21 protein-coding genes and 3 pseudogenes are annotated in these 24418 nt (G+C 63.9%); 18 read left to right on the top strand and 6 right to left on the bottom strand.

The window, feature by feature from the left end; translation table 11 throughout:
* Positions 1-288 precede the first annotated feature (288 nt).
* The 6 genes from AC3G88_RS21310 (at position 289) to AC3G88_RS21285 (ending at position 6841) form a co-directional block, all read left to right on the top strand.
* Positions 289-960 carry a glycine zipper 2TM domain-containing protein gene (locus AC3G88_RS21310; RefSeq protein ID WP_488893864.1) on the top strand — a complete coding sequence of 224 codons (672 nt, stop codon included), beginning with the start codon at positions 289-291 and terminating at the stop codon, positions 958-960.
* Positions 961-2126: 1166 nt separating this feature from the next.
* Positions 2127-3440, top strand: coding sequence for a cytochrome-c peroxidase (locus AC3G88_RS21305; RefSeq protein WP_488893863.1), 1314 nt, complete (start codon positions 2127-2129; stop codon positions 3438-3440).
* Between the two features lie 38 nt (positions 3441-3478).
* Positions 3479-4888 (top strand): porin, encoded by a 1410-nt coding sequence (locus tag AC3G88_RS21300; protein WP_488893862.1) that lies wholly within the window; start codon positions 3479-3481, stop codon positions 4886-4888.
* A gap of 34 nt (positions 4889-4922) precedes the next feature.
* The gene (locus AC3G88_RS21295; RefSeq protein WP_488893861.1) at positions 4923-5498 is read left to right on the top strand and encodes an FMN-binding protein; all 576 of its coding nucleotides are present in this window, start codon (positions 4923-4925) and stop codon (positions 5496-5498) included.
* A gap of 9 nt (positions 5499-5507) precedes the next feature.
* The gene (locus tag AC3G88_RS21290) at positions 5508-6362 is read left to right on the top strand and encodes an FAD:protein FMN transferase (protein WP_488893860.1); all 855 of its coding nucleotides are present in this window, start codon (positions 5508-5510) and stop codon (positions 6360-6362) included.
* Between the two features lie 23 nt (positions 6363-6385).
* Positions 6386-6841 (top strand): hypothetical protein, encoded by a 456-nt coding sequence (locus AC3G88_RS21285; RefSeq protein WP_488893859.1) that lies wholly within the window; start codon positions 6386-6388, stop codon positions 6839-6841.
* Positions 6842-6897: 56 nt separating this feature from the next.
* On the opposite strand, the gene AC3G88_RS21280 is transcribed toward AC3G88_RS21285, so the two are convergent.
* Positions 6898-7221 (bottom strand): hypothetical protein, encoded by a 324-nt coding sequence (locus AC3G88_RS21280; protein WP_488893858.1) that lies wholly within the window; start codon positions 7219-7221, stop codon positions 6898-6900.
* A 506-nt stretch (positions 7222-7727) separates the two neighbouring features.
* Between AC3G88_RS21280 and AC3G88_RS21275 the strand changes: the two genes are divergently transcribed.
* The 10 genes and pseudogenes from AC3G88_RS21275 (at position 7728) to AC3G88_RS21230 (ending at position 16253) form a co-directional block, all read left to right on the top strand.
* Positions 7728-8417, top strand: a complete 690-nt coding sequence (locus AC3G88_RS21275; protein WP_488893857.1) for a response regulator transcription factor — start codon at positions 7728-7730, stop codon at positions 8415-8417.
* Complete coding sequence (locus AC3G88_RS21270; RefSeq protein WP_488893856.1) at positions 8401-9696, top strand: sensor histidine kinase; 1296 nt, start codon at positions 8401-8403, stop codon at positions 9694-9696. Before AC3G88_RS21275 ends, AC3G88_RS21270 begins: the two co-directional genes overlap by 17 nt.
* 100 nt (positions 9697-9796) lie before the next feature.
* Positions 9797-10543 carry an ABC transporter ATP-binding protein gene (locus tag AC3G88_RS21265; RefSeq protein ID WP_488893855.1) on the top strand — a complete coding sequence of 249 codons (747 nt, stop codon included), beginning with the start codon at positions 9797-9799 and terminating at the stop codon, positions 10541-10543.
* A complete protein-coding gene (locus AC3G88_RS21260) occupies positions 10540-11475 on the top strand; it encodes an efflux RND transporter periplasmic adaptor subunit (RefSeq protein ID WP_488893854.1) in 936 nt (311 codons plus the stop codon). The genes AC3G88_RS21265 and AC3G88_RS21260 overlap by 4 nt, the downstream gene beginning before the upstream one ends.
* On the top strand, positions 11472-13019 hold the full coding sequence (locus AC3G88_RS21255) for an efflux transporter outer membrane subunit (protein ID WP_488893853.1): 1548 nt from the start codon (positions 11472-11474) through the stop codon (positions 13017-13019). The genes AC3G88_RS21260 and AC3G88_RS21255 overlap by 4 nt, the downstream gene beginning before the upstream one ends.
* On the top strand, positions 12962-14155 hold the full coding sequence (locus tag AC3G88_RS21250; protein WP_488893852.1) for an ABC transporter permease: 1194 nt from the start codon (positions 12962-12964) through the stop codon (positions 14153-14155). Before AC3G88_RS21255 ends, AC3G88_RS21250 begins: the two co-directional genes overlap by 58 nt.
* Positions 14156-14171: 16 nt before the next feature.
* Positions 14172-14369, top strand: a pseudogene (locus AC3G88_RS21245) (hypothetical protein); the annotation flags it as partial.
* 147 nt (positions 14370-14516) lie between these two features.
* The gene (locus tag AC3G88_RS21240; RefSeq protein WP_488893971.1) at positions 14517-14795 is read left to right on the top strand and encodes a metal/formaldehyde-sensitive transcriptional repressor; all 279 of its coding nucleotides are present in this window, start codon (positions 14517-14519) and stop codon (positions 14793-14795) included.
* A 44-nt stretch (positions 14796-14839) separates the two neighbouring features.
* Positions 14840-15850: a CDF family Co(II)/Ni(II) efflux transporter DmeF gene (dmeF, locus tag AC3G88_RS21235; protein ID WP_488893851.1), complete on the top strand. Its 1011-nt coding sequence runs from the start codon at positions 14840-14842 to the stop codon at positions 15848-15850.
* Positions 15851-15869: 19 nt separating this feature from the next.
* Positions 15870-16253 (top strand): YkvA family protein, encoded by a 384-nt coding sequence (locus AC3G88_RS21230; RefSeq protein ID WP_488893850.1) that lies wholly within the window; start codon positions 15870-15872, stop codon positions 16251-16253.
* A 534-nt stretch (positions 16254-16787) separates the two neighbouring features.
* Here the strand turns inward: AC3G88_RS21230 and AC3G88_RS21225 are convergent.
* On the bottom strand, positions 16788-17534 hold the full coding sequence (locus AC3G88_RS21225) for a hypothetical protein (RefSeq protein WP_488893849.1): 747 nt from the start codon (positions 17532-17534) through the stop codon (positions 16788-16790).
* 177 nt (positions 17535-17711) lie between these two features.
* Complete coding sequence (locus AC3G88_RS21220) at positions 17712-19958, bottom strand: TonB-dependent receptor (RefSeq protein ID WP_488893848.1); 2247 nt, start codon at positions 19956-19958, stop codon at positions 17712-17714.
* Between the two features lie 197 nt (positions 19959-20155).
* On the opposite strand from AC3G88_RS21220, the pseudogene AC3G88_RS21215 reads away from it, so the two are divergent.
* Together AC3G88_RS21215 and AC3G88_RS21210 are read left to right on the top strand one after the other, a co-directional pair.
* A pseudogene (locus tag AC3G88_RS21215) lies at positions 20156-20508 on the top strand (transposase); the annotation flags it as partial.
* Positions 20509-20860: 352 nt separating this feature from the next.
* Positions 20861-21337, top strand: a pseudogene (locus AC3G88_RS21210) (MFS transporter); the annotation flags it as partial.
* Between the two features lie 12 nt (positions 21338-21349).
* On the opposite strand, the gene AC3G88_RS21205 reads toward AC3G88_RS21210, so the two are convergent.
* The 3 genes from AC3G88_RS21205 to AC3G88_RS21195 form a co-directional block, all read right to left on the bottom strand.
* Positions 21350-21580, bottom strand: a complete 231-nt coding sequence (locus AC3G88_RS21205; RefSeq protein ID WP_488893847.1) for a hypothetical protein — start codon at positions 21578-21580, stop codon at positions 21350-21352.
* Positions 21581-21748: 168 nt separating this feature from the next.
* Positions 21749-23239 carry a tyrosine-type recombinase/integrase gene (locus tag AC3G88_RS21200; RefSeq protein ID WP_488893846.1) on the bottom strand — a complete coding sequence of 497 codons (1491 nt, stop codon included), beginning with the start codon at positions 23237-23239 and terminating at the stop codon, positions 21749-21751.
* Positions 23236-24174, bottom strand: a complete 939-nt coding sequence (locus tag AC3G88_RS21195) for a DNA-binding protein (RefSeq protein WP_488893845.1) — start codon at positions 24172-24174, stop codon at positions 23236-23238. The genes AC3G88_RS21200 and AC3G88_RS21195 overlap by 4 nt, the downstream gene beginning before the upstream one ends.
* Between the last annotated feature and the right edge of the window lie 244 nt (positions 24175-24418).

Genomic DNA, 24418 nt, shown 5'->3' with positions numbered 1-24418 from the left:
TGGTGGGACATTGCTGCAAGTTGAGCGGGATTCCACGCCACCGTCGCATCTGAGTGTAAGCATCGGTAAAATTTTCCACGTCTAATCTCAGGCCTCCTGCCTCTCCATCCCGCCAGCGAAGCCTTTCTTGGCGGGCCTTGGCGAGACCCAGGGCTCTGAGTCTCCGGGCCTTTTTTAAACGTGCCAACGCCCTCGCTCCCGAAGTTTGTTACAACCGGATACCACGCGCGTTCCCCGGTCGGCCACACTGACTCCGAAGAACAACGCTTGCTCACTTCGGAGGCCGAAATGGAAAACGCGAGCCAACAATCAAATCGTTTGCATCCGCTGATTGCTACTGCTGCGGGCGCCGTCATCGTCGTGAGCATGGTGGGTGTCGCAGCGATGACCGGTCTCCTGCCGCCAGCCCACGGCAGCGCTGGCACACCCTCTGCGACGTCTGCCGCGCTGGCGCCCACGGGACCCACGGCCGCAGTCGCGGCTCAGCCCGCGACGCCCGCCTCGCCCAGGCCGCGAATTTATCAAGTGTCTCATCCAGGTCGGACCGCCGCGCGCTACTCCTCCACGCCGGACTACAATCCCGGGCCGCACAACTATCCCGAGCGGCAACAAAGGAGAGCAGCTAGCCAAGACGTCGGCACAGTCGAAGCCATTACGCCGATCACGCAGCCCGGCCAAGGCACCGGCCTGGGCGCGGCCGGCGGCGCAGTAGCCGGTGGCCTGCTGGGCCACCAGATTGGCGGAGGGAATGGTCGGATCGTGGCAACGGTTCTCGGCGCCCTCGGCGGCGGCGTGGCGGGCAACATGGTAGAGCAGCGCGTGCGCGCCGACACGGAGTATCAGGTGCGCGTCCGTATGGAAGACGGTTCGAGTCGTGTCGTCACCTACCACCAGCAACCTGATGTCGGCGTGGGGCAGCGCGTGCGGGTAGGGAATGGAACGCTACTCGGCAGTGTATAAGCTCGTGGCCAGGTCAATTGCGGACCGTGCCAAAGATTCGTCGACTTCCATTGCACCTGCCATGCCCCGAAGGCAGCTCGAACGCGGAGAAAGCTGCCTTTGACACAACGTGGAATCGAAGGGCGGTAACGGGTCGGGTACGGCAGGCAGCCCTTCAATCATGGCCGTCGCCTGCGGCACGATTCCATCAATCCGTTGCATCGACCGGTTGAGTCCGCAGTCTGGTAGCGCCGACCGACGCCTCCCGTTGGCCGCCTGAAGTCGGTCATAAACCGTCGCTCATCTGAAGTTCCGGGGATGTCCATTTTCACAATGGCATTCCCATCTACCCGCCTCACATCCACAAGCAATACTTCGCAGCGAATTGATCCGATTCCCACATCACCACCCGGCTGAATTCAGGGGGACAGGACGGGCTCAAGATCTCGGGCTCGATGCCTGCCTCACTCTTCGCGATGAGCTGCCGGATCAAAGCGAAAGCCTGCGGACCAATCTTCGCACCGATGAATCTCCAATCGGAAGATCGATGCTTCCCAGTTGGTAGCGGCGAGAGGATAAGTAGGAAGCCAGTTCGCTTGTCATGATGATACGTGGAGCGCCACATCCACCGCGGCCGCACTGTGCTGTGATAGGCCATCCAAAATGGATTCTTACGCCTTCACGACTAAATCGCACCTCATGGACACGCCAAGATCCACCATTCATGTCCTTTATGGCTTGGAAACGGCCCAAAGCGACTAGTGACATCGCGACTCCTTCGAGGGTGGCCCAACATGGTAGGAATTTTAGGCGACGCGAGACGTTGGTCGACGATTTGCCTGGCTTTGGCCCATGGCGATCAATTTGCGCATTGGTCGCCATATCTGTTGGGTGCGTGTCTTATTTTGCTGACATATAAATCCTAATTTGCTTGACTATCCTGCCGATCAAGCGATGCGCTGTTGCAACACTAATTCAATTAAAACGTGACCTCCTGCGCCTGTTTCATTGCGGCCCTCCTATAATGCGCAACGCGAATCATTCGCATTAGTGATGCCGAGCGGTTCGCTTGGTACAGAACGACGCGGCGCAGCAGCGAAAACAGGGACATGACAACAAAAATGGGCCGCGACACGCGGCGTGGCAATGGAGGAAACAAGCGTCGCCGATTGACCTTGGCGGCTCTCATGGCGGCCATGGCCTGTGCATTGACGGTCGGCGCGTGCGGAGGCGGCGGCGACAGCGGCGGCAACTCGCAGGCCACGCAGGCGCCAGCCGCAGGCCAGCTTTCCGCCATGGCGCAGTTGGGCGAGAAGCTCTTCAACGATACGGCACTGTCTGCGTCCGGCAAGCAGTCGTGTGCCACTTGTCACGTCGACAGCCGCGCCTTTGCCGGTGACGATCGGCTTGCCGTGCCCCTGGGCGGCCCCAACATGGACCTACCCGGACTGCGCAACACGCCGGCGCTGGCCTACAACCATTTCACGCCCGCTTTCAGCATCGGTGCAGACGGCAAAGCCATTGGCGGCTTCTTCCGTGATGGCCGCTCCCCGTCGCTGGCCGACCAGGCCGAGAAGCCATTCTTCACGCCATTCGAGATGGCAAACGCCTCGCCGGAAGAACTGCTCGGCCGCCTGCTCACGCGGCCTTACCTCGATGAATTCACCGCGGTGTTCGGCAAGGCGTCGGTGCAGGACGCTACCGCCGCACTGCACAACATCGGCCAAGCGCTGGCCCAGTACCAGAAGGAAGACCCCGTCTTTCACCAGTTCTCCAGCAAGTACGACGCCTACCTGAAAGGCGCCACAGCGCTTACGCCGCAGGAGCTGAATGGCCTGGCGCTCTTCAACAACCCGGCCAAGGGCAATTGCACGTCTTGCCACGTGTCAACGCCGACTGCCGCCACGCCGGCATTGTTCACCGACTTCAGCTATGACAACGTCGGCATTCCGCGCAACTGGAAGATCCCGGCCAACATCGACGGCAACACGCTGGACTATGTCCCGAAGAACGGCACCGCGCTGGGCGAGCCCAACCACGACTATTACGACCTCGGCCTGTGCGGCCCGCTGCGCGATGATCTTGCCCGTAGCACGTCGCGTTGCGGCGGCTTCAAGGTGCCCACGCTGCGCAATATCGCGCTGACCGGTCCCTACTTCCACAACGGCGTGTTCGACACGCTGCAGGAAGTGGTGGCGTGGTACATCACCCGCGATACCGACCCGGCGCGCTGGTACACCAAGGCGGATGGCTCGCCCGACGTCAGCTACAACGACCTGCCCGCAGCCTACGGCAGCAATGTCAATGTGAGCGAGGTGCCATACATCCCGGGCCTGGCGCCGACCCTCACCAACAGCGAGATGGCCGACCTGGTGCGCTTCCTCTGCACCCTGACGGATGGCTTTGATCCCGCCAATCCGGCGACCTATCGCGTACCGGCCCAGTGCAACGCCAGCGCGGACAGTATTGCGGCGACGCGTGCCGGCACGGCGGGCAAATAAACACAAGACACATCGGAATCCAGCAAAGGGGGAGAGAAATGAAGAGAACCATGATCGCCGCCGCGGTGCTTGCCGCGGCCGGCTCGCCGGCGTTCGCCGCCACGGCCGGCGGCAATGCCGCAGTGGTGCAGCAACTCGAGCGCAAGGTCGACGACATGGCGAGCCAGCTCGAGGCCTTGAAGGCCGAACTGCGTGCGATGAAAGCGCAGAACGCCACCCTGGCCGCCCAGCAGCAGACGCAGGCAAAGGAACAAGCAGCGCAGACCGCCCAGGTCGCGCAGATCCAGGCCACGCAGGAGGGCTTGCAGCAGGTGGCTGCGAAGCCTTCACCGCTGGATAACCTGAGCGTGTTCGGCTATGGCGAGATCAACTATTCGCGGCCGAGCCGCAACACCAATGACACGCGCGCGGACCTGGGCCGTGCGGTGTTCGGCTTCGGCTACCGCTTCGACGAAAAGACGCGCTTTGCCTCGGAGTTCGAGGTAGAGCATGCGATTGCTTCGTCGTCCGACGCCGGTGAATTCGAAGTGGAACAGTTCTATGTCGATCACATGTTCACCGACAAGGTGGGCATGACCGCTGGCGTGTTCCTGATGCCGGTGGGCCTGCTCAACGAGCATCATGAGCCGACGGCATACTATGGTGTCTACCGCAATTTCATCGAGACCCTGATCATCCCCACCACCTGGCGCGAGGGCGGCTTTGCGCTGCACGGAAACACGGATTTCGGGCTCGACTGGAACGTCGGCCTTACCACCGGCCTGGACCTGTCCAAGTGGAATTTCACTCCGGAAACGCCGCTCTACAACTCCGCACTGGAATTGCAGACCAATGGCATCGGGCCGATGCAGGCGACCCACCAGGAAATGAGCCTGGCCAATGCGAAGAACGCCTCGCAATACCTGTCACTGAACTACCGTGGCGTGCCAGGGCTGCTGCTCGGCGGCTCGATCTTCACCGGCAATGCCAATCCGGCACCAGGCGCCGGGAGCCAGCGCGCCACGCTCTGGGAAACCCATGCACGCTGGACGCCGGGCAAATGGGACCTTTCGGCATTGTACGCCCAGGGCCATATCAGCAACACGGCTCAGGTCAATGCACAGTTCCCCGGCGCAGCCAACCCCATGCCCGCGTCGTTCTATGGCTGGTACATGCAGGCCGCCTACAATGTCTGGCAGCACGACAAGTACCGCGCCGTGCCTTTCGTCCGCTATGAGCGCTACAACATGGGGGCCAAGTACGACGGCATTGCTCCGGGCTTCTCGGCAACGCCGAGCGGGCCGGTTACCGCTGACGGCGCCACCTTCGCCAAGCCTTACGACACGGTCTGGACGACTGGCCTGAACTTCTACCTGAACCCGAATGTCGTGTTCAAGATGGACTATCAATGGTTCCGCACGAACCACAACTTCAACCGCTTCGACCTTGGTCTGGGGGTCTATTTCTAAAGCGGTTCGGCCCGATACGAGCAGGAGGGCAAGCATGCCAAGAACGTACTACCGGCCGGCTCCGGCGATGCTGGTCTGCGCCGCCGCCACAATGTCGGCAGGTTTTGTCGTGACGCAGGTACACGCCACCGAATACATGAGTGCCGCGGAAAGCCAGAAGCTCATGTTCGCAGAGGCGAGCGAGTTCGTGCCGATCGTGGTGGCGCTCAGTGCCGATCAGCTGCGACAGCTTGCCGACCGTGCCGGCGGGCCCGCGCGGCCGGGCGCGTGGCGCATCTGGGAAGCGCGCCAGGGTGCCACCCTGCTCGGCTATGTGGTGGCCGACGCGGTGATCGGCAAGTTCGAACTGATCAACTATGCGGTGGCGCTGAATCCGAATGGAGAAATCCGCGACGTCGAGATCCTGGCGTACCGCGAAAGCCATGGCTTCGAAGTTCGCAACAAGCCATGGCGCAGCCAGTTTGCCGGCAAGTCCGCCCGTTCGCCCTTGCGTATCGGCGATGACATCGCGAACATCAGCGGCGCCACCCTGTCGTGCACGCATATCACCGATGGCGTGCGGCGCATTGCCGTGATGGCGCAGATGACGCTCGCCGGCAAGCCGTCCTGAGGACACAGCATGCCCGGGATCGAGAGGCCAGACCGGTGCCGCCGGGCTCGGCCATTGCTCGGCACGCTGGTGGAAATTGAAGCGCGCGGTCGCGCCGCCGCCCGCGTCGTGGAAGCCGGCTTTGCGGCGGTTGCGCGCGTCCAGCAACTGATGAACCGGTTCGAACCCGCGAGCGACATCAGCCGCTTGAACGCCGCGCCGGTGGGGCAGCCGGTGCAGGTGGACACCGCCACCGCTTCGGTGTTGGCCCTCGGGGCCGAATTGCAGTCCGCCAGCGGCGGGCGGTTCAGTTGTACGCCTGGCGCGAGCCTGGCCACGGACACGCTGCCCGCGTGGACCATGGCTGGCGATTTCATCAGCAAGCAAGCCCCGGTCTACTTCGATCTCGGCGGCATTGCCAAGGGGTATGCCGTGGACTGCGCCATCGAGGCCATGCTCGCAATCATGGGCGGGGAAGTCGGGGAGGACGCGGAACTGGCGCTGGTCAATGCAGGCGGCGACATGCGCCATGCCGGTATCGAGCCTGTCCAGGTCGCGCTGCGCGAACCAGGGGAGCCGGCGCGCATTGCGCGGGTGGTGACGCTCGCCAATGCTGCGCTGGCCAGTTCGGCGGTGGGCGGACTGGCGCCTGAAGCCGGCGCTGCGCCACGCATCACGGGTGGTCCAGGCACCCCTGGCACGGGACAGGGACGAGGCTTGCCGCCAGACGCCGGCGCCACCGTGCTCGCGCCGACATGCATGCACGCCGATGCGCTGACCAAGGTCGTCCTGCTGTGCCGCGACCCCGAGCATCCGCTACTCGCTCGCTACCATGCCTGTACCTTGCTTTACCGGGATGGCACACTGGCGCCTGCCCGTGCCTAGCACCTCACTCGATTCGCCAGCCCATGTCAGAACCGCACTTCCTGCCGCATCCGCCCCGCCAGGCATTCAGGATTGCGCGGCAACGCCGCTGGGCCTTGTACGCGGTGTTCACGCTGCTGCTCGTTACCGGCATTGCGTGGCTGGTGGTGCGATGGTCAGTTGCTGATCCCGAGGCTCAGGCTCCATGGCTGGCATGGAACATGAAACTCCATGGCGCGGCAGCGTTGGCTGCCACGTTCCTGGTCGGCACCATCTGGTCCGCTCATATTCGCCATGCGTGGTCACGGCGCCGCAACCGCATTGCCGGCGGCGTGTTCGGCTTCGCCTTGAGCCTGCTGCTGGTGAGTGGCTACGGGCTTTACTATTTCAACGGTGACTTGCTGCGTGGCCTGGCCGAATGGATGCACTGGATTGCAGGCCTGTCGCTGGCGTTGCCGTTCTGGTGGCATCTGTCCCGGGGACACCGCAACGCACGCTAGCATGCCGGTGCCAATGCGATTTCACCGGCGACATCGCACCGGCTCCCTACGGCCCGTCAGTCATCGTAGTCGTCATGCCAGCGGCGCCATTCGCGATGCCGCTCCCGCCATTCCCGCTCCCGCCATCTGCGCTCGCGCCACTGCTGTTCTCGCCACGCGCGACGCGCCTGCCAGTCATCGTAGTAGCCGGGCGCCACGACAACCGGCGCGGGCGGCACGGCATAGACCGGTGCGGGTTCGTAATAGACCGGCGGTGGCGGCGCCACGACGGCATACCCGGGGACGCCAATGCCGATGTCCACGTCGACTCTGGCGTGTGCTGTGCCTGACACAGCGACTGCGATACCTGCCACGACGCAGGCGGCCAAGGTGCTACGCATGATGTTGCCCTCCTGGCGCTAATGTAGGAGCGGCTGGATGCCGGAGGTGTTGTCAAAATGTTAGCGCGGTACCGCCGTGTAACAGGCGCGGCTAGGGAACTATCGGGTTGCGCCCGGCATCGGGCCGCACCCGACCAATGTCGAGCATCCAACCCCCAAGCCGTTGGACGGCCGCGTTGGCCGAGTGGCGGACTTTGAGATCTGCAGTCCTGGGTCCTATGCATCGCCGCCGGTCTTCCGCCCTACGCAGCCGGTCCTGGCAGATGGCTGCGGAACTCGGTCTTCCGCTGCCCCCAATGATCGACTGGCGGAGTCGGTGCAAACGTCCCGCTACTGTTCTTCCCGGATGGCCTCTCATAGTCCGGCAAGCCACTGCCGGGTCGATGGCGAGCGTGGTGCATACTGCAGGGGCAAGACGCAGAACTCGCTGCTCGCTTGAACTGGGCAGTCGGTATAGCTTCTGCATTTCGACCCTTTCACACGCTCGCGGCCTGGGAGTCAACATCGTGCGGGTACTTATTATCGAAGACGACGCCAGCATCGCTGCCAACCTCTATGACTACCTTGAGGGTGCCGGCTATGTCGTCGACATGGCATCGAGCGGCCCCGCCGGACTGCAACTTGCACTGTCTCAGCCATGGGATGCCATCCTGCTGGATCTTGCATTGCCAGGGATGGATGGCCTGACGCTATGTCGCCAATTGCGGGAGGAGGCACATCGGGACACGCCAGTCCTGATGCTGACGGCCAAGGACACACTCGACGACAAGCTCGTTGGCTTCGCCCACGGGGCCGACGACTATCTGGTCAAGCCGTTCTCGCTCAAGGAAGTGGGCGCGCGACTCGCCGCATTGATCAAGCGCTACAAGGGACAGGTCGCGCAAACCGTCCTCTGCTGTGGCGACGTCCGCATGGACCTGGCCACGCTGGTCGTCGAGCGCCATGGCCGTGCCGTCAAGCTGCCACCCAAGTCCCTGCAACTGCTGCGTATCCTGATGCAATCGCCCAACCGGTTGTTCAGCCGCGTCGAACTTGAGACGCAAGTCTGGGGGGAAGAACTCGGCGACAGTGACACGCTGCGCGCGCACGTCTACACGCTGCGCCGCGCGCTGTGCGCCGAGGGCGAGGCCAACCTCATCGAGACGGTGCATGGTCTCGGCTACCGGCTGACGGTGGGCGATGCAAGCGCGCCGTAGCCTGCGCTTCAAGGTCGCGCTGGTCTTCTCGGTGCTGACCATCCTGCTGCTCGTGGCCCAGGCCCTGGGCGTCAAGACGCTCGCCGAAGCGCAGGAAGAGCGGCTGATCGATGCACTGATCCATGACGACATCGCGAACACGCTGGAGTCGTACCGGAGTGATCCGGCACTGCGGCCGCCGTTCGATGCGGAGATCAGCGGCTACATCTCCAGAGCGGGCCGCGCGCCCGCCCGGCTGCCCACCACGGTCAAGAATCTGCCGGTCGGCACGCACGAGATAATTGTCGATGGCCAGGAAATCCACGTCGCCGTCCTCCAGTTCGATGCCGCGCGGCTATACAGAGTCTACGATTTCAATGCCTATGAGCGGCGATTCAAGCTTGTGATCAACTCCCTCATGACCGGCACCGGCCTCGTCGCCATCCTGACAATCTGGCTCGCATACGGCCTGTCAGGCGTGCTGGTCCGCCAGGTATCAAGTCTGGCGCAGCAGGTCAGGGCGCTTCGGCTTGGCGAGACCGTGTCTATCAACCCGGGCAGATACGACGAAGCGGAAGTTGCCGAACTGGCCGATGCGTTCAACGCCTACCACCAACGGATGGCCGACATGGTAGAGCGCGAGAAGTCATTCACCGGCAACGTCAGCCATGAACTCCGCACGCCGCTTACCGTTATCAAGACAAGTTGCGAGCTGCTCGACCATGACGCGTCGATCGGCGACCGATCCCGTGCTCGAATTCGCCAGATCGAGCAGGCGACCGATCACATGCGTGACATGGTCGAGGCTCTGCTGACTTTGGCAAGAGAGACACCGGCGGGGCACCAGGAGGCGGTCAATCTGAGGGGCGCGATTGAAATCGCGCTGGCGCCGTTTGTAAATCGGACAACTGCCAATGGGATCGACATGGTGCTTGACGTCGACCCCGAACTGCACGTCACGGCAAACCGCGCCGCGCTTGCGATCGTGCTGTCGAACATTATCGACAATGCGGTCCGCCATACTGCGCACGGACAGATTCGCTTCTCGTATGGCGACGGCGAGCTGCGCGTCCAGGATACCGGCTCGGGTATCGCCCCGCAGGCCCTACCGCATGTTTTCACACGGCTCTACCAAGCGGGACCGGAGGAAACCCGGGTACACGGATTCGGCATTGGACTGGCGATCGTGAAGAAGATCTGCGACCACTACGGCTGGCCGATTGAACTGCACAGCGAGCTTGACCGGGGTACCTGCGTGATTGTCGGACTGCTTCCCGTTGGTGCGTCAGCGCGGTCTTGACGAAAAATTCACAACGACCTGCGTAGTATGCGAGGCGAACCTTCGGCAAATGATGTGCAAGGCACGTTACCCGCCGTGGGCAGCCCGCCCGATCTTACGCATGTCTACCATTCCGCCCCAACACCACCCAGCAGAGTCGAACCCGGTCGCTGTCCGTTGCAGAGGCCTAGAAAAGGCTTATGGGACGGGGGATGCACGCACGCCCGCCCTGCGCGGCATCGATCTCGACATCCACCACGGCGAATTGCTCATGCTGGTGGGCCCCTCGGGCAGCGGCAAGACCACGCTGCTCTCGGTCATTGCCGGCATGCTGGATCAGGACGCCGGGGAGTGCCTCGTGCTCGGCCACGATCTTCAGCAATGCCGCGCCGATGAACGTGCCCGCTTCCGCGGCCAATCGATTGGCTTCGTCTTCCAGTCATTCAATCTGCTGCCATCGCTCACACTCGCTGAAAACGTGGCGGTGCCGCTGCTGATCCAGGGCGCGGTACGCAAGGGGGCGATCGCCAAGGCACAAGATGTACTGAACAGCGTCGGCCTTGGCGACCGGACCCACGTGCTGCCGACAAGGATCAGCGGTGGCCAGCAGCAACGCGTCGCCATTGCCCGGGCGCTGGTACATGAGCCGGCGCTGATCATTTGCGACGAACCGACCAGCAATCTCGACCATTCAACCGGCCATCACGTCATGGCGCTACTCAAGCAACAAGCCCAGGCGCCTGGGCGGGCACTCATCGTCGTCACACACGACAACCGCATCTTTGAGTTCGCCGATCGCATCGCGCACCTGGACGATGGGCGAATCGTCGATATCAGCGGTTCGACGCCAACCGGGGCCGCACAATGATCCGCAAGCTTCTCCTGCCAGTGTTTGCGTTGGCTGGCGTGATTGCCGTCGTGGTGGCAGTAGTCCTGGAGAACGGCCCGTCGCCCAAAACCGGGCCGGTGGTGCCGCCACCCCGGCCGACGTTTGCGTCGTATGTGGCCGGCAGCGGTCTCATCGAGGCCAGCAGCGGGAATATTGCGGTCGGCACACCGGTGTCCGCGATTGTCGCCACCATTTTCGTCAAGTGGGGCGACCACGTGAAGGCCGGCGACCCGCTCTTCGCACTCGATGATCGCGATCTGCAGGCGCAGATGATCCCCGCGCTGGCCAGGGAAAGAGAAGCCGATGCCCGGGCCGAACAGGCCCGGACCCAGCTCAGGCTGGCGGAGAGCGTGCCCGACCCACGCGCCATCAGTACCGAAGAACTGAGCAATCGCCGTTCCGCCGTCGCCATCAGCGCCGCCGCCTTGGCAACGGCCAAGGCGCAGATCGAGCAATTAAGACTGGAATCCCAGCGCCGTACAATTCGTGCACTGGCGCCAGGCAAGGTCTTGCAAGTCAACCTGCGGCCCGGGGAGTTTGCCCAAAGCGGAGCGTTGGCGACGCCGCTCATGGTGATCGGTGACGATACGCGGCTCTATGTGCGCGTCGATATCGACCAGTTCGATGCCTGGCGCGTGCGGCCCGAGGCTGCCGCGGAAATATTCGTTCGCGGCACCACTGGCCGGCACACCGCGCTGCGTTTCGAACGCATCGACCCTTACGTGATACCGAAGACCGCCCTGAGCGGCAGCAGCACGGAGCGCACCGACGCGCGCGTGCTGCAGGTGCTCTACAGCTTTGAGCCGGCCTCGCTGCCTGGTACGTACGTGGGCCAGCAGGTCGACGTGTTCATCGCGGCGCCCCCGCTCGCGACACCCGCCGCCGCGCAACCCGGCGCTCACGCACCATGACGACCTGGCAACGTCGCATCGTCGTCCCGGGCATGCTCGCCGTAGCCCTGGCGGGTTGTGCAGTGACGGCCGACCATGCACCGCCGGCGCCGGACGTGCCGGCGCGCTGGAGCGAGGCGGCCGACAGCCACACGCCTGCCCAAAACGCCGATACGCCATGGTGGACGACGTTCAACGATCCAGAACTCGATCGCCTTGTCGAGCGTGCCCGGCGTGCCAATCTGGACCTCCAGCTCGCGCAGGCCCGCGTGCGTGAAGCGCGCGGCAAGCGGGCCATCGCAAGTGGGGCGCTCGCCCCATCGATCGGTGCCAGGGCATCCGTGGCACGCGAGCAGGAAAGCCAGAACTCACCGAACGCGCTGCGCGTACTGCAGAGCGGTGAAGTCGAGCCGCCGGGACAACCCGAAAACCTGTTTCAGGCCGGATTCGACGCGAAGTGGGAGATCGACCTGTTTGGTGGCACGCGACGCACCGCCGAGGCGGCGCGCGCCGACGTCGAAGCTGCCGTGTACGATCATGACGCCGTCCTGCTGTCGCTGCTGGCCGAGGTGTCCAGAAACTACATCGAGCTGCGAGGCGCTCAACAGCAAAGGCGGATCGCGCGCGAAAGCCTGGCGGCCCAGCAGGATGCCCTGGCGCTGGTGCGTGCGCGCCGCGCCGGGGGCATGGCGGCAGACCTGGACGTGGAACGTGCAGAGGCTCTGGCGGAAAGCACAGCCTCGCAGTTGCCTGCGTTCGATACGGCCTACAAGAGAGCGCTGCATCGACTTGGCGTGCTGATCGGCGAGCCTCCTGGTGCCTTGGCGGAGGAACTGCGGACCGAGGCGTCGCTCCCAACGACTTCTGTGCAGCCGCCCATCGGACTCCCCTCGGACCTGTTGCGCCAGCGCCCCGATATCCGAAGTGCCGAACGTGCGGTCGCCGCGGCCTATGCGCGACGCGAGGCGGCGGTGGCGGACCTGTACCCGAAGATTTCACTACTGGGCACGGTGGGACTGGCAAGCGTGGCCGCGGGCAACTTCTTTTCGGGCGCGAGCGCACTCTGGTCGATCGGCCCATCGATTACCTGGCCGATCTTCCGGGGTGGGCAGATCGTCGCCACGATCGAGGTGCGCGATGCGCAGCAACAGCAGGCGCTCATCGCATACCGGCGAGCCATACTGAACGGCATCGAGGATGCGGAGAACGCGATGGCCGCCTACCGGCACGAGCAGGCGCGCCGCGCCGCGCTCGCCCGGGCGCTCACTGCGGAACAACGTGCCACGGCATACGCGCGCGACCTCTACATCGGCGGCTTGACCGATTTCCGCGACGTGCTCAGCGCGCAGCGCAGCCTGTTCCAGGCGCAAAGCGACCTGGCGCAGAGCGACGCCACCACATCGCTCGGCTTGGTCGCCTTGTACAAGGCGCTCGGCGGTGGCTGGAACGCCAACCCGCTTGCGTCGCCGCAAGCGCCACGCCCGTCGGGGCAAGGATCCGGGACTCCATGGTCTATATTGCCCTCAAGATGCTGCTGGGAGATCGCGCCAAATATGCGGGACTGATCTCGGGGATCACGTTCACGTCGTTCCTGGTGACATTTGCCGCGTCGTACTTCACGGGTTTCATGACGCAGGGATTCTCACTGATCAGTGAGAATAGCGCGGCCGACGTCTGGGTCATGGAGCCTGCGGTGGAATCCGTGGAACTGACGACCAACATGTCCTGGGCGGCACTGGATCGTGTGCGCAGCGTCACGGGTGTGCAATCGGCCGTGCCGCTGGTGCTGGGATCGGTCCAGGCGCGTTTTCCGAATGGCCGCTTCCAGCCTTTCCAGATCATTGGCGTCGATGAAGCCTCACTGCCAGGCATTCCGCTCATACGGGATGGCGTCTCGCCAATGGCGCTGCGCACACCCGACGCCGCGATCGCCGACGCCGGCGGCACGAGCGACAAGCTCGCGACGCCTGTGCACAAGACGGACCAATGGCCGCCCGATGGGCCGCACCTTCAGGCACCCACGCGTGAACTGGCCGCCGGCGATGAGCTGCTTGTCAACGATCGTCGCGTGGTGATCGCTGGTCGCTCCGACGGCCTGCCGCGGTACCCACCCAGACCGCTGCTCTACATGAGCCTGGCCAACGCCATCCGCATCCTCCCTCCCGAACGGCGCCAGATGACGTTCGTTCTGGTCACCGCGAGCCCCGGCGTATCGGCCCGGGCGCTGGCATCGCGCATCGAAGCCAATACCGGCCTGCGCGCGCGGGCTTCCGCGGATTTCAAGTCCGACACCGTGCGCTGGATCCTGGTGAACTCGGAGGATGTGGGTGACATCGCGGCCATGCTCACCATGGCCATGTCCGTCGGCTTTGGCGTCACCGGCATCATGCTCTACATGTTTACCCAGGAAAACCAGCGGCATTACGCCGTGCTCAGCGCGATGGGCGCCACACCACGCATGTTGCTGTCCATGGTCTTCGCGCAAGCGGGCCTGTGTGCGTTGATCGGTACGGGTCTGGGCGTTGGCCTGTGCAGCATTCTCGGCCAGTTTGCTGTCATGGCCGGCTTCCCGTTTCGCATCATGTGGTTTACGCCGCTGCTTGGGGGATTGATGGTCCTGGTGGTGAGCATCGTCGCCGCGGCGCTGAGCGCCCGCCCAGTGCTGAAGCTGCAGCCTGTGGTCGTTTTTGCCGGGCGTTGATCGCCGTCGGCCTACGCGCGAATTGTGCGAAGAGCTGGTCGCCGCGCTCGAGCTGGTCCTCGGCATTCTGGCCGAAGGCCTGAACGACGCCCGTACCGAGCAGCGCGTGCGCGAGCTGCTGGCGCTGCACGGCGATCTGGACAAGCTGCAGGCCGATTGCGAAGCGATCCGCGTTTGGAACGACGGAAATCACTTGCCATTGCTGTGGAAGCCGACGCGGCGCGCAAGCCTTTCACCAAAGGCCTCATCACATCTCAATGCGGCCGCACGCCCTAATTGCCCCTTCCCCCTTCGGCCTTTGTGGAAATTTCGCGGCCACCAGAATCTGATAGGATACTCCCCTATCCTATACACAGCTGCCATGAGTCACATCATCCACGACAAGCAAAAACTCATCAACCGCGTGCGCCGCATTCGTGGGCAGATCGATGCCATTGAGCGTGCTCTCGAGGAAGAAAAGGGTTGCCTGGACGTCTTGCAGCAAATCACAAGCTGTCGCGGCGCCATGAACGGGCTATTAGCTGTCGTGCTGGAAGAGCATATCCGGTGCCACCTTGTTGATGCCGAGCCCGGCAAGAACGAAGGTGAAGGCGATGCCCGTGAGGTGCTCATCGAAGTTGTTCGCAGTTATTTCAAGTAAGGACGGATGCTGCCAGAGCGGACAGCCCGTTCCCAACCATCACCATGCAAACTCAAAATCTGTCCCGGTGGACCCACTCTCACGTATTCGATACCGGCAACCACGCCGCAGAACGGGGTACCCGGCTCGTCATGCTGATCACCGCCGCAATGATGTTCGTGGAAATCGCGGCGGGCCTCTGGTTCAACTCCATGGCGCTGCTGGCCGATGGCTGGCATATGAGTTCCCATGCGTTAGCCATCGGGCTTAGTGCATTTGCGTATGCCGCCGCTCGCCGTTACGCCAACGACGCACGTTTTGCCTTCGGAACCTGGAAAATCGAGGTGCTGGCCGGCTTTGCGAGCGCAGTCTTCCTGCTTGGCATCGCCGCGCTCATGGTGTTTAGCTCCGTCGAGCGAATGATTACGCCGCAAGCCATCCACTACAAGGAGGCGATGGCCGTCACGATCATCGGACTGCTAGTTAATATTGCCTGCGCGCTCATCCTGGGCGGCGCGCACGATCATGGACACGGACATGATCACGGCCACCATCATGCCGCGCACGCGCATGGTGACGGCGACCACAAGCATCACGATCTGAACCTGCGCTCCGCCTATGTGCACGTCCTGGCTGACGCCGCGACATCGGTGTTAGCGATTCTGGCGCTGGCCGGCGGCTGGCTGCTTGGTTGGAGCTGGCTCGACCCGGTAATGGGCATTGTGGGGGCTCTGCTTGTCGGCACTTGGGCATTCGGCTTACTGCGGCAAACAGGCGTGATCCTACTGGATCGCGAGATGGATCACGACGTCGTCGAAGAGATTCGCGAAGTGCTGGCGGCATTTGCCGTGGGAAAGCATGCCGCACAACTGGTCGATCTTCATGTATGGCGTGTGGGCAAGGAGAAGTTCTCGTGCGCCATCAGCTTGGTCACAAGCGACGAAACGCTGTCGGCCGCGAAAATCAAGAACGCCCTCAGCATTCACGAAGAAATCGTGCATTTGACGGTCGAGATTCATCGCTACTGCGATGGAGAGGAACACGCACCGAGCACACTGGCATCTGTCCCCCACTGATCGCAATTCAGGAGAATCAGTGTCTCTCAAAGACAAGCTCCGCAGTTGGGCACGGCAGATGAAGCGTGATGGCGTCACGCTCTGGTTTGCTTGCCGCAACCCGCGCACGCCTCTGATGGCAAAGTCTCTTGGGGTGTTTGTAGTCGCCTATGCCCTCAGTCCAATCGACCTCGTTCCGGATTTTATACCGGTGCTCGGCTACGTTGATGACGTACTGCTGCTGCCGGCGCTCATTTGGCTTGCGATCCGGCTCATCCCCGATAGGGTGCTGGTGGAATGCCGCCGCCACGCCGACAAATGGCTCGCAGAGCAGGGAAAGCGTCCCACAAGCATGTGGGGAATTGCTCTTGTCATAGTCGCCTGGCTGCTGGCAGCCACCGGAATTTGGTGGGTGCTCCGCTAGTTCCGGCGGATCCGCGAAGCATGACCAAGGTCCGATTTCGTTCAAGAGGGGAGAAAAGGACCAGTCGACAAGTGACTGATTTGACCGGGATATAAGGCGAGCGTCGCCCGGGAGCCCGCGTGGATTCTGGGCGGGCTACCCTGGTAAATTGCATGGAAATCAAAGCGCCCCCTAAATGGACGTTCCGGGGCGCACGTTGTATGAAGAGGTCTTTGCGGTGTTCGAGAGGGCATCCCGGGAACGCGATTTCGATCTAGTCGAGCACCTCGTGCTCGCCTTGGAAGCGATGGACTGCCGGCAGGAATGTCATCGGCAACTTGACCGCGCCTACCTACTGCTGGCCGATCTTTGAGAACAGGAGTCATCCGCCCGGATTTCGGCTCCTATCTGCGTGCCATCGGCTGACCAATGCCCCTGGAGGACAACATTGGGCCTCTGTCATCCCTTAGCGTGCAATATTTTCCGTTTTCCGAAGCGACCCCACGTAAGGAACAGCCCGTTGCGCCCGCCACTGTCTGTCCTGACTTGGCCGAGTCAGTGCGGCGGAGAGGCTTGCCACGAAATGGGGGTTGTGGTTGGGGCACCGGTAGAAACCGTCACCGTCGCTGTCGCGCGATGCCGGACCGCTTCGTACTTTGCCCCATCAAAGGTGCCGGCGCTGTGCTCAAGATGCACGGCATGCAGAATGTATTGCCCCTTCCAGGGGAACGTGAAGCGCACCAGCCCCTGGCTGTCGGTGGTGGCTTCGCGCGTCCAGGCATTGGGCGCGATGACGCGAACCCCGGTCGCAGCGAGCGGCGCATTCCTGAAGACGACGCGGAACTCGCCGGCCCTGCCCGTCGGCAGGATATCCAGCGGCATCGTTTCCTCCGGATTCGCCTGTTGCGGCTGAATACCGATCAGCCTGGCATAGAACATCGGCTTGACGACGCCGAGGTTGTACCGGGTCCAGTCCTTTACCGCATAACGGGATTCGCTGGCCAGCACGGTAGCTCCCGTGGCAGGCAGCGCAAAGCGGAAGCCACCCGCCTCCCGGGTAGCATTCAATGCCGCGGCGCCCTTGCCATCTCGTCCGACTACCCGGAACTCAGGGCCCGGCATTTCGTCGAGCCGGCCAGGCGAACGCTCGCGAAGCGTTTCCTCGTACTCGCCGAAGTAAAGGTGGCCGTCTGCCTTCCCTTGTTCAAACCAGAGATAGTGCGCACCAGCCGGCATGCCGGCTGTCAAGCTCCCCACCACCAGGGCACCCTGCACCAGACGTGTCGTCATCTTGATCTTCATGTTGGTGTTCTCACTGGAGACGAGTTCGTGGAGTCAGCATGGCACTGCACTTGTCGCCAGACAGTGCCCCCGAGAAAGTCTGCAACAAATCGAGTGTGCAAGGGAATTCCTCGCAAGGGTAGCCCCGGAAGACTGCGCGGGAAGGACACGCGTAGTGATTGGCAGAATCAGTCGAGCTTAGAAATCCATCGACGCCGATGCGAACACGGTACGCGGGGCACCAAGCGATATCGTGCTGAACGAGGCCACGCCAGACCAGTACTTGCGGTTGAAGGCGTTCATGACGCCTGCCCGGATCGTGGTCGACTTGCCGTACAGCTTGGTCTTGTAGCGCCCGCCGAAATCAAAGGTCGTCCACCCGGGCACGGATTGGGTGTTGGCCTGGTTGACGTACTCCTTGCCCGTGTAATTGACGGCGCCTGTAAGCGTCACGCCGGCTACCCACGGCAGGTCCCACTCGCCACCGAGATTGGCCATCACCGTCGGCACACCGACTGGCCGATTGCCTAGTGTCGCGGCGCTGTTGGTCTTGGTTAGTTCAGCATCCAGCAGCGTTACGCCGCCAAGCAGCCTCACGCCGCGGTAGGCCTCGCCGGACAGCGTCAGCTCCAGGCCCTGATTGCGCTGCTCGCTATCGACGGCAAACACCGTGCCATTGAGCTGGCCGCTGGGCTTGGTAATGCGGAACGCAGCCAGCGTCGCCAGCACGCGGCCCGCGTCGAACTTGACGCCGACCTCCTGCTGCTTGGTCTTGTAAGGCGAAAACACCTGGCCTGCGTTGGAGGCCGTTGCGGGCGCGATATCGCCCTTGCTGAGCCCTTCGACGTAGTTGGCGTAGAACGAGACATTCTGCCAGGGCTTAACGACCAGCCCAGCCAGCGGCGTGACGGCACTCTTGTCATACGAAGACGATTTCGCGCCGGTAGTGGTGTTGAAATTGTCCGACTTCACCTGCTGATGGCGCACGCCCAGCGTGAGCTGTACGCGCTCCTCCCACGCGCTCAAGGTATCGACAAAGGCTACACCCGACAAGGTCGAGGCCGATACCTTCGGCACGTTCTGGGGCGCACCGACGACCTGCTCCGGACTCGCGATCGGTGCGTAAATGTTTGATAGTACCGTCGTGCCGGAATTCCTCGCATTGGCGATGCGGTCGTTGTACAGGTTCGCCTGCAGCGCCACGGCATGCTTGACAGGTCCAGTATCGAGCTTGGCGCGCAAGCCGGTATCGAAGCTCGAGCGGTTGATCTGGAACTTCCAGTTCTGAGGCAGCGCCGAGGTGTCGCCTGCGGCGTTCATGATGGTGGGCGTCTGGTCGGAAAAGCGCGCCACGTCCGTGCGCGTGCCGCCGGCATCGACAAACAGTGTGAGCTTGTCGCTCACGTCATACTCGGCATGAAGCAGGGTCGACGCGTCGTTGGATTTCCACCACGCCCACGGTTGCGTGACATTGCGCCGGCCATCCGGCGCGGACGGCACCTGGATTCCGGAAGCGACCAGGAATGGCCGGGTCGGGGCATCGATCCATTGATACTGCTCGATCAGGTCCAGTGAGGCGCGCACGCGCTCTCCACGGTAGTCCAGCGACAGCGCGCCAACCTCGGCGCGCGACTTTTGGTTGTCAAGCGGAGTCGGCCCCTGGCGGTGCAGCCCGTTGAAGCGAATGCCGAACTCGCGCGCCTCGCCAAAGCGGCGGCTCAGGTCGACGGCGCCGCCTACCTGCGCGTCGGAAGCGTAGTCCAACGTAAAGCGGGTCAGGTCATTTGCCAGCGAGCGCTTGGGCACCACATTCACCACCCCGCCCACGCCGCTGTTGGGCGACATGCCGTACAGCAAGGCCGCCGGCCCTTTCAGTATTTCGACACGATCCAGGTATTCGGTGAACAGGTGGTAGTTTGGCGAAACGCCATACACACCATCAAACGCGACTTCGGAGAGATTGCCCTCATTGATGGGGAAGCCGCGAATGAAGAAGGAATCAGTGACACCGCCGATCTGGCCAGTAAAGCGCGTGGAAGGATCGCTGTTCAGGACTTCGGCCAGCGTGACCGCCTGCTGGTCCTCCATGCGTCGCGACGTGTAGCTGCTGACCGAGAACGGGGTGTCCATCACGAGGGTGTTACCGAGCAGCCCCAAGCGGCCCCCGCGCGCGACCTGCCCGCCGGCATAGGGCTCGGTTACATCGTCGAAGGCGGCGGCAGTCACGGTCACGGCTGGCAATTGCCGCGCATCATGGCGGACTTCGTCGCCAACGGGCTCGGCCGTTTGCGCCTGCGCCGCTGTGAGGAAAGCAGGATAGGCGGCGCTGATTGCCCCGGCGAACAGCCATGGCCTGGACATTGTCCAAGGCTTGAGCCACAGGCGAAACAAACACTTAGGTGCACCGGTCGACGGTGACGCGGCAAGAGAGAATGGCGTGATCATGATCGCGAAGGGATCGTGCTGCGGACAATGCACGGGACGAAGCCCAACCTGAAAGGGGCTAAACAGGCGCAAATATATAGTTAATGCGAATCATTGTCAATTGCATCTCCGATTCCGCCTTAGGGTACTCAGTCCCGTTCGTGTGAAATCTGGCGCGGCACAACGCCAAGACCAGCCAAGACGGTGGCTGACCGAAGGACAGACCATTGCGGGTAGATATCCTGCGCGACCGCGACGGCAGCTTCGCACCGGCCTTTATCCCCAAAGCACGAGCGTCACCTCACGGGGTTCGACGACAAGATCATCGCCATGTATGCCCGCGGCATGACCGTGCGCGAGATCCAGGCGTTCCTGGCCGAGCAGTACGGCACCGAGGTCTCGCCCCGAGATCACCAGCTCGGTGACCGACGCGGTCATGGAAGAGGTCAACGCCTGGCTGGCTCAGCCGCTGGCGGTCATGTACCCGGTGGTAGCCTTCGATGTGTTGCGGGTCAAGATGCGCGAGGACGCCATAGTGCGCAACAAGGCCGTCTACCTGGCCTGCGCAATATCAGGGGAACCGCCAAATCTCGTTCGGCAACTTAGCCGGCCAAGGCTGGGAAGTGATTGTGCTCACTGATTTTCCCGAGTCACTGCCGTGGCCGAGAGAGAGGGCCAAGAGTGTCCGCTTCTCGGCCATCACAGCCAACTAGGCTAGCTGTGTCGACCGTCGCAGATGGGTCGGTCGTTCAGCGCCATCTGGCTTGGGTCGACCAGACGCCGCGTTACCTGCCCGGGGGGTCCCCGCCGGTTCGAGAAGACGAGGCAAATGCGCCGCCATGGCCGTGCTAATGAACCAGGTCGCAGCGAACACGAAGGCCAACGCGTAGGAAGCGAGCCGTTGGGAAGAATTTTCAGCAACTCTTCTGCAGGCGGGCGGCGCCACGTTGGCAACCGCCGTGATGGTTGGTGCCTTGATCGGTCCGGCTCAGGTGGGCGCCCGGATCCTGGAGTTCGGATTCTTGCGGAAGGTGCATCCGCTGCTGTCCGCGCGCATCGCCGCCGCACTCCATCCGATCGGCGCCCTGGCTTTCGGCCTCATCGGTGCGCCCGCGGCCGCGTTGTTCGGTGTGCTGCACGGCGCCGGCAATGGCATCCTGACCATCGCGAAGGGGACGCTGCCCTTGGTCATCTTCGGACCGCACGGGTACGGGCACCGGCAGGGCATCCTGATGGTTCCCGTACGGGTTGCACAGCCACTGGCGCCCTGGTTGTTCGGCATTTGCCTCGATGAATATGGTGCGAAAGCGCTTTGGCTGTCTTCAGCCCTCGGCGTAGGGGCCATTCTTATGCTCATGGCCATTCGACAGGTTGGTCAACCTGTGGCGAAAGCCGCGTAGGTCGGCGGGCTCCTATTGCAGGCGCTTGCCCTCCGCGAGAGCGCGCTGGTCGCTGCGATCGACAAGGAGGGCGAGCTGGTTCGTGACTTCCGGATTGGCCTCGACACAATAGGAGCCGTCTGTAAGACGCTGCCACGCGGATACCAGGCCAAGCCGTGTCAGGCTGGCCAATACGGCCTCCATCTTCGCGGCCTCGCCTTCGCCGACCGGCGCATGGAGCACGATTTCGGGATGCGTCGACATGTGGCTTCGCTCCGTTGTGGGGCCTCGGAAAACACGGCACTTCGCATCGTATGCCGCGAGAATTTATGAGAGCTTAAGGGTGCGACGAACGCCACAGGCGCCCGAACGCAAGCGGCCGCAGAAATGGCTCGGGCGCGCTCGGTCTGCAGTACGGCACTCGAATGAATGCTACGACACTTCGCCCTTAAACGTTGCATCGACAAAGGCCCGCAACTGCGTCAGGTCCGTCCTGGCATAGGCCGCTGTGGTCTGCACGGAGGCGTGGCCAAGCAGCGCCTGGGCGGCTGGCAACGGTACCTGGTGGTCGACCACCAGCGTGCGGGCATACGCATGGCGTAGCCAGTGCGGCGATGCGGCGCGCAGCAGCAACGCCTGCGCCGGCTCGCGCGCCTGCAGGCCCTCGGCCACGGCGGCAAAGATCGCCTTGACCTCCCGATAGAGACCCGCCTGCTGCAGCGCCTCCCCCTTGTTGCCGTGAATCACGGGCAGCGTCTCATGCGCCGGCGGCTCGGGCGGCAGACCGCGGGCGTGCCGGTAGGCGCGCAGCACGACCACGCACGATGTCGGCAGCGGAATGGCCCGCACCTTGCGTCCCTTGCCGCAGACATAGAGGGTCCACCGCCCAGGCGCCTCGGCCTCCAGCCGGGGCAGCGCAGTCTCATCCGACCAGGCCAGTTCCGCCAGGCGCACGCCGGCATAGCGATACAGCGCCCAGATCGCGCGCCGCCGCAGCGCGGGCAACGCATCGTCGGCTCCGGGCGTATCGAGCCAGGCATCGCACGCTTCCAGCAGTGCTGGCGGGATCAGCCGCGTCGGCGCGAAGCCGGCCCGTGCGCGGCTGCCGGCAGACAGACCCGCGGCCGGGTTGGCCTGCAGGTAGCCGGTGGCGTACCAGTAGCCGTAGAGGCTTGCCACCACGGCCAGCGCGCGCGTGCGGGTCGCCTCTGACAGGGGCGGCGTGGCGTCCTCCGCGCCGGGCTCGCCGTGCTGCAGCGTGTGCCGGTAGGCGAGCAACTGCTGGCGCGTGAGGTCCGACAGCGGCCCAAGCCCGTGCACGCCGCACCAGCGCATTAGCCGACGCAGCTCGGCACCGTAGGCGCGTTGCGTGTGGGGCGATCGGCCAGTCCGGTCGCGCAGAAAAAGCGCCAACGCCTGCGCATCGTCGGTGGCGCCCAGCGTGTTGGTGGCAGCGTGCGGCTGGGCGAAGCGGCCGGCGCGCGCGAGCCACGCGGGGTCAGCAGGGCCGTACGCGGCCAGCCATGGGTTCGCCGCGACAGCTCCCCTCGCTTCCGTGGTGGTCGGCACCGTAGCCTCGCTCGCCGAAGAGGCGGTGGACCGGAAGCGGCGCCGGTGCGTGCGCAGCAGCCGCGCGAGGACCGTCTCCGGGCGGGGCGCCTGGTCTGCCGGTACCGTGCGCAGGCGCCCGCGCTCCCAGTATTCGACTGCGCCATCGTGCGATAGCAGCAGCGTGAGCACGGTCGGCTGCGCGGCCTTGGCCTCGGCCAGCGACCCATAGCGGCGCTTGACGCGCGTCAGGGTCCAGTGCGCGTAGACCGGATGGCCGAGCGCCTCGGCCAGGTAGTTGAGTGCCGCCGCGACGGTGGCCGGCAGCGGGCGCGGCGGCACTGTCGCCGTGTCGACCCAGTCGGCTGGGTTCATGACTGGGCGGACCGTTTGGCGGCCGCCTTGCCCGTCGACCTGGGCGCGCGCGCCTTGGCCGGTGGCGGCGCGGCGGCCAGGGTCGCGCGCAGCAGTTCGTCGAGTTGGGCGCGCTGGCTGGCGTTGACGGCCTTGAGCGCGCTCGCCTCGCCGGCGGCTGTCTGGCGCGCGGCGCGCTCGCTGGCCAGCTCCGCGTCCAGTCGTCCGCGTTCCTCCTCGAGCGCGGCGATACGCCGCTCGGCGAATTTGAGTTGCGAGGCCAGTTGGGCGCGCTCGGCCCGCACCGCGTCGCGCTGGTGCGCGGTTTCCTGCAGCAGCTGCTTCGACAACGCCTCGTAGCGCGCCTGGATGGTGGCGACCGCCTCGGCGTGGGTGCGTTCGTCTGTCATGACGCGTTCCTGCAGGGTTGCCAGCGCCGCCTCGAGCTCGCCCCGGCGAGCGGCTTGCGCATCGGCGCGCGCGCTCGCCCCGGCCTGGGCGGCGCACGCTTCGGCCAGCGCGGTGTCGCGCGCGGCGAGTGCCTGCCGCACTTCACTGAGTTCCTGACGCAGCAGCTCGACCCGCAGTTCGGCCTCGGCGCGGGCGGCCTGCGCGACCTCCGCGGTCTGCTGCGCCTCCCGCTTCAGAAGCACCACTTCGTCGAGCTGCACCGCGACCGCGGCCTGCCACAGCGCGCGCATCGCCTCGGCGATCTCGACCGGAATCTCGGGCAGCGCGAGGTCGGCCAGGCCCGCGCGCACCACCTCGGCCTCGATCGCGTTGAGCGTGCGCGACAGCGTCGCCGGGTCGCCGCCGCCGAGGCGGTCGCGCAGCTTGCGCACCGACACCACGCGGCGAAAGCGTGCGGCCGTGCGCGGCGCCGCGTCGCCGGCTTCGGTCAGCATGGCCAGCACGGTGGCGCGGATCTGGTCGGGGGTGGCGGCGAGGCGGGGCATGGCAGTTTCCGGAGGCAAATTTCAGCCTATCTTACGCACATGCCTAACGTTAGCAAAGGCATTTATGTATGGCTTGAGAAAACCTACGATGGATAAATCCGATTATCTTGCGGAAACAGAGGTTCCGACGCCCCGCAACCACGACCGATCGCGCGCGGGGGGCGTCAGCGCTCAATGACCAGCGGAAAAAGACCAGTCAGCAAGTGACTGATTTGATGGGGATTTCAGCGAGGCATCGCCCGGA

The sequence above is a fragment of the Cupriavidus sp. 86D6 genome, assembly GCF_057815095.1.
This window is presented reverse-complemented; position numbering and strand designations above follow the sequence as displayed.

Bases quoted from the DNA above. Each gene is read 5' to 3' on its own strand.
- AC3G88_RS21195 (WP_488893845.1), bottom strand. From the start codon at position 24,174: ATGCCCCGCCTCGCCGCCACCCCCGACCAGATCCGCGCCACCGTGCTG.
- AC3G88_RS21305 (WP_488893863.1), top strand. From the start codon at position 2,127: ATGGCGGCCATGGCCTGTGCATTGACGGTCGGCGCGTGCGGAGGCGGC.
- AC3G88_RS21265 (WP_488893855.1), top strand. From the start codon at position 9,797: ATGTCTACCATTCCGCCCCAACACCACCCAGCAGAGTCGAACCCGGTC.
- AC3G88_RS21270 (WP_488893856.1), top strand. From the start codon at position 8,401: ATGCAAGCGCGCCGTAGCCTGCGCTTCAAGGTCGCGCTGGTCTTCTCG.
- AC3G88_RS21240 (WP_488893971.1), top strand. From the start codon at position 14,517: ATGAGTCACATCATCCACGACAAGCAAAAACTCATCAACCGCGTGCGC.
- AC3G88_RS21260 (WP_488893854.1), top strand. From the start codon at position 10,540: ATGATCCGCAAGCTTCTCCTGCCAGTGTTTGCGTTGGCTGGCGTGATT.
- AC3G88_RS21255 (WP_488893853.1), top strand. From the start codon at position 11,472: ATGACGACCTGGCAACGTCGCATCGTCGTCCCGGGCATGCTCGCCGTA.
- AC3G88_RS21310 (WP_488893864.1), top strand. From the start codon at position 289: ATGGAAAACGCGAGCCAACAATCAAATCGTTTGCATCCGCTGATTGCT.
- AC3G88_RS21295 (WP_488893861.1), top strand. From the start codon at position 4,923: ATGCCAAGAACGTACTACCGGCCGGCTCCGGCGATGCTGGTCTGCGCC.
- AC3G88_RS21225 (WP_488893849.1), bottom strand. From the start codon at position 17,534: ATGAAGATCAAGATGACGACACGTCTGGTGCAGGGTGCCCTGGTGGTG.
- AC3G88_RS21280 (WP_488893858.1), bottom strand. From the start codon at position 7,221: ATGCGTAGCACCTTGGCCGCCTGCGTCGTGGCAGGTATCGCAGTCGCT.
- dmeF (WP_488893851.1), top strand. From the start codon at position 14,840: ATGCAAACTCAAAATCTGTCCCGGTGGACCCACTCTCACGTATTCGAT.
- AC3G88_RS21285 (WP_488893859.1), top strand. From the start codon at position 6,386: ATGTCAGAACCGCACTTCCTGCCGCATCCGCCCCGCCAGGCATTCAGG.
- AC3G88_RS21220 (WP_488893848.1), bottom strand. From the start codon at position 19,958: ATGATCACGCCATTCTCTCTTGCCGCGTCACCGTCGACCGGTGCACCT.
- AC3G88_RS21300 (WP_488893862.1), top strand. From the start codon at position 3,479: ATGAAGAGAACCATGATCGCCGCCGCGGTGCTTGCCGCGGCCGGCTCG.
- AC3G88_RS21290 (WP_488893860.1), top strand. From the start codon at position 5,508: ATGCCCGGGATCGAGAGGCCAGACCGGTGCCGCCGGGCTCGGCCATTG.
- AC3G88_RS21250 (WP_488893852.1), top strand. From the start codon at position 12,962: ATGGTCTATATTGCCCTCAAGATGCTGCTGGGAGATCGCGCCAAATAT.
- AC3G88_RS21200 (WP_488893846.1), bottom strand. From the start codon at position 23,239: ATGAACCCAGCCGACTGGGTCGACACGGCGACAGTGCCGCCGCGCCCG.
- AC3G88_RS21205 (WP_488893847.1), bottom strand. From the start codon at position 21,580: ATGTCGACGCATCCCGAAATCGTGCTCCATGCGCCGGTCGGCGAAGGC.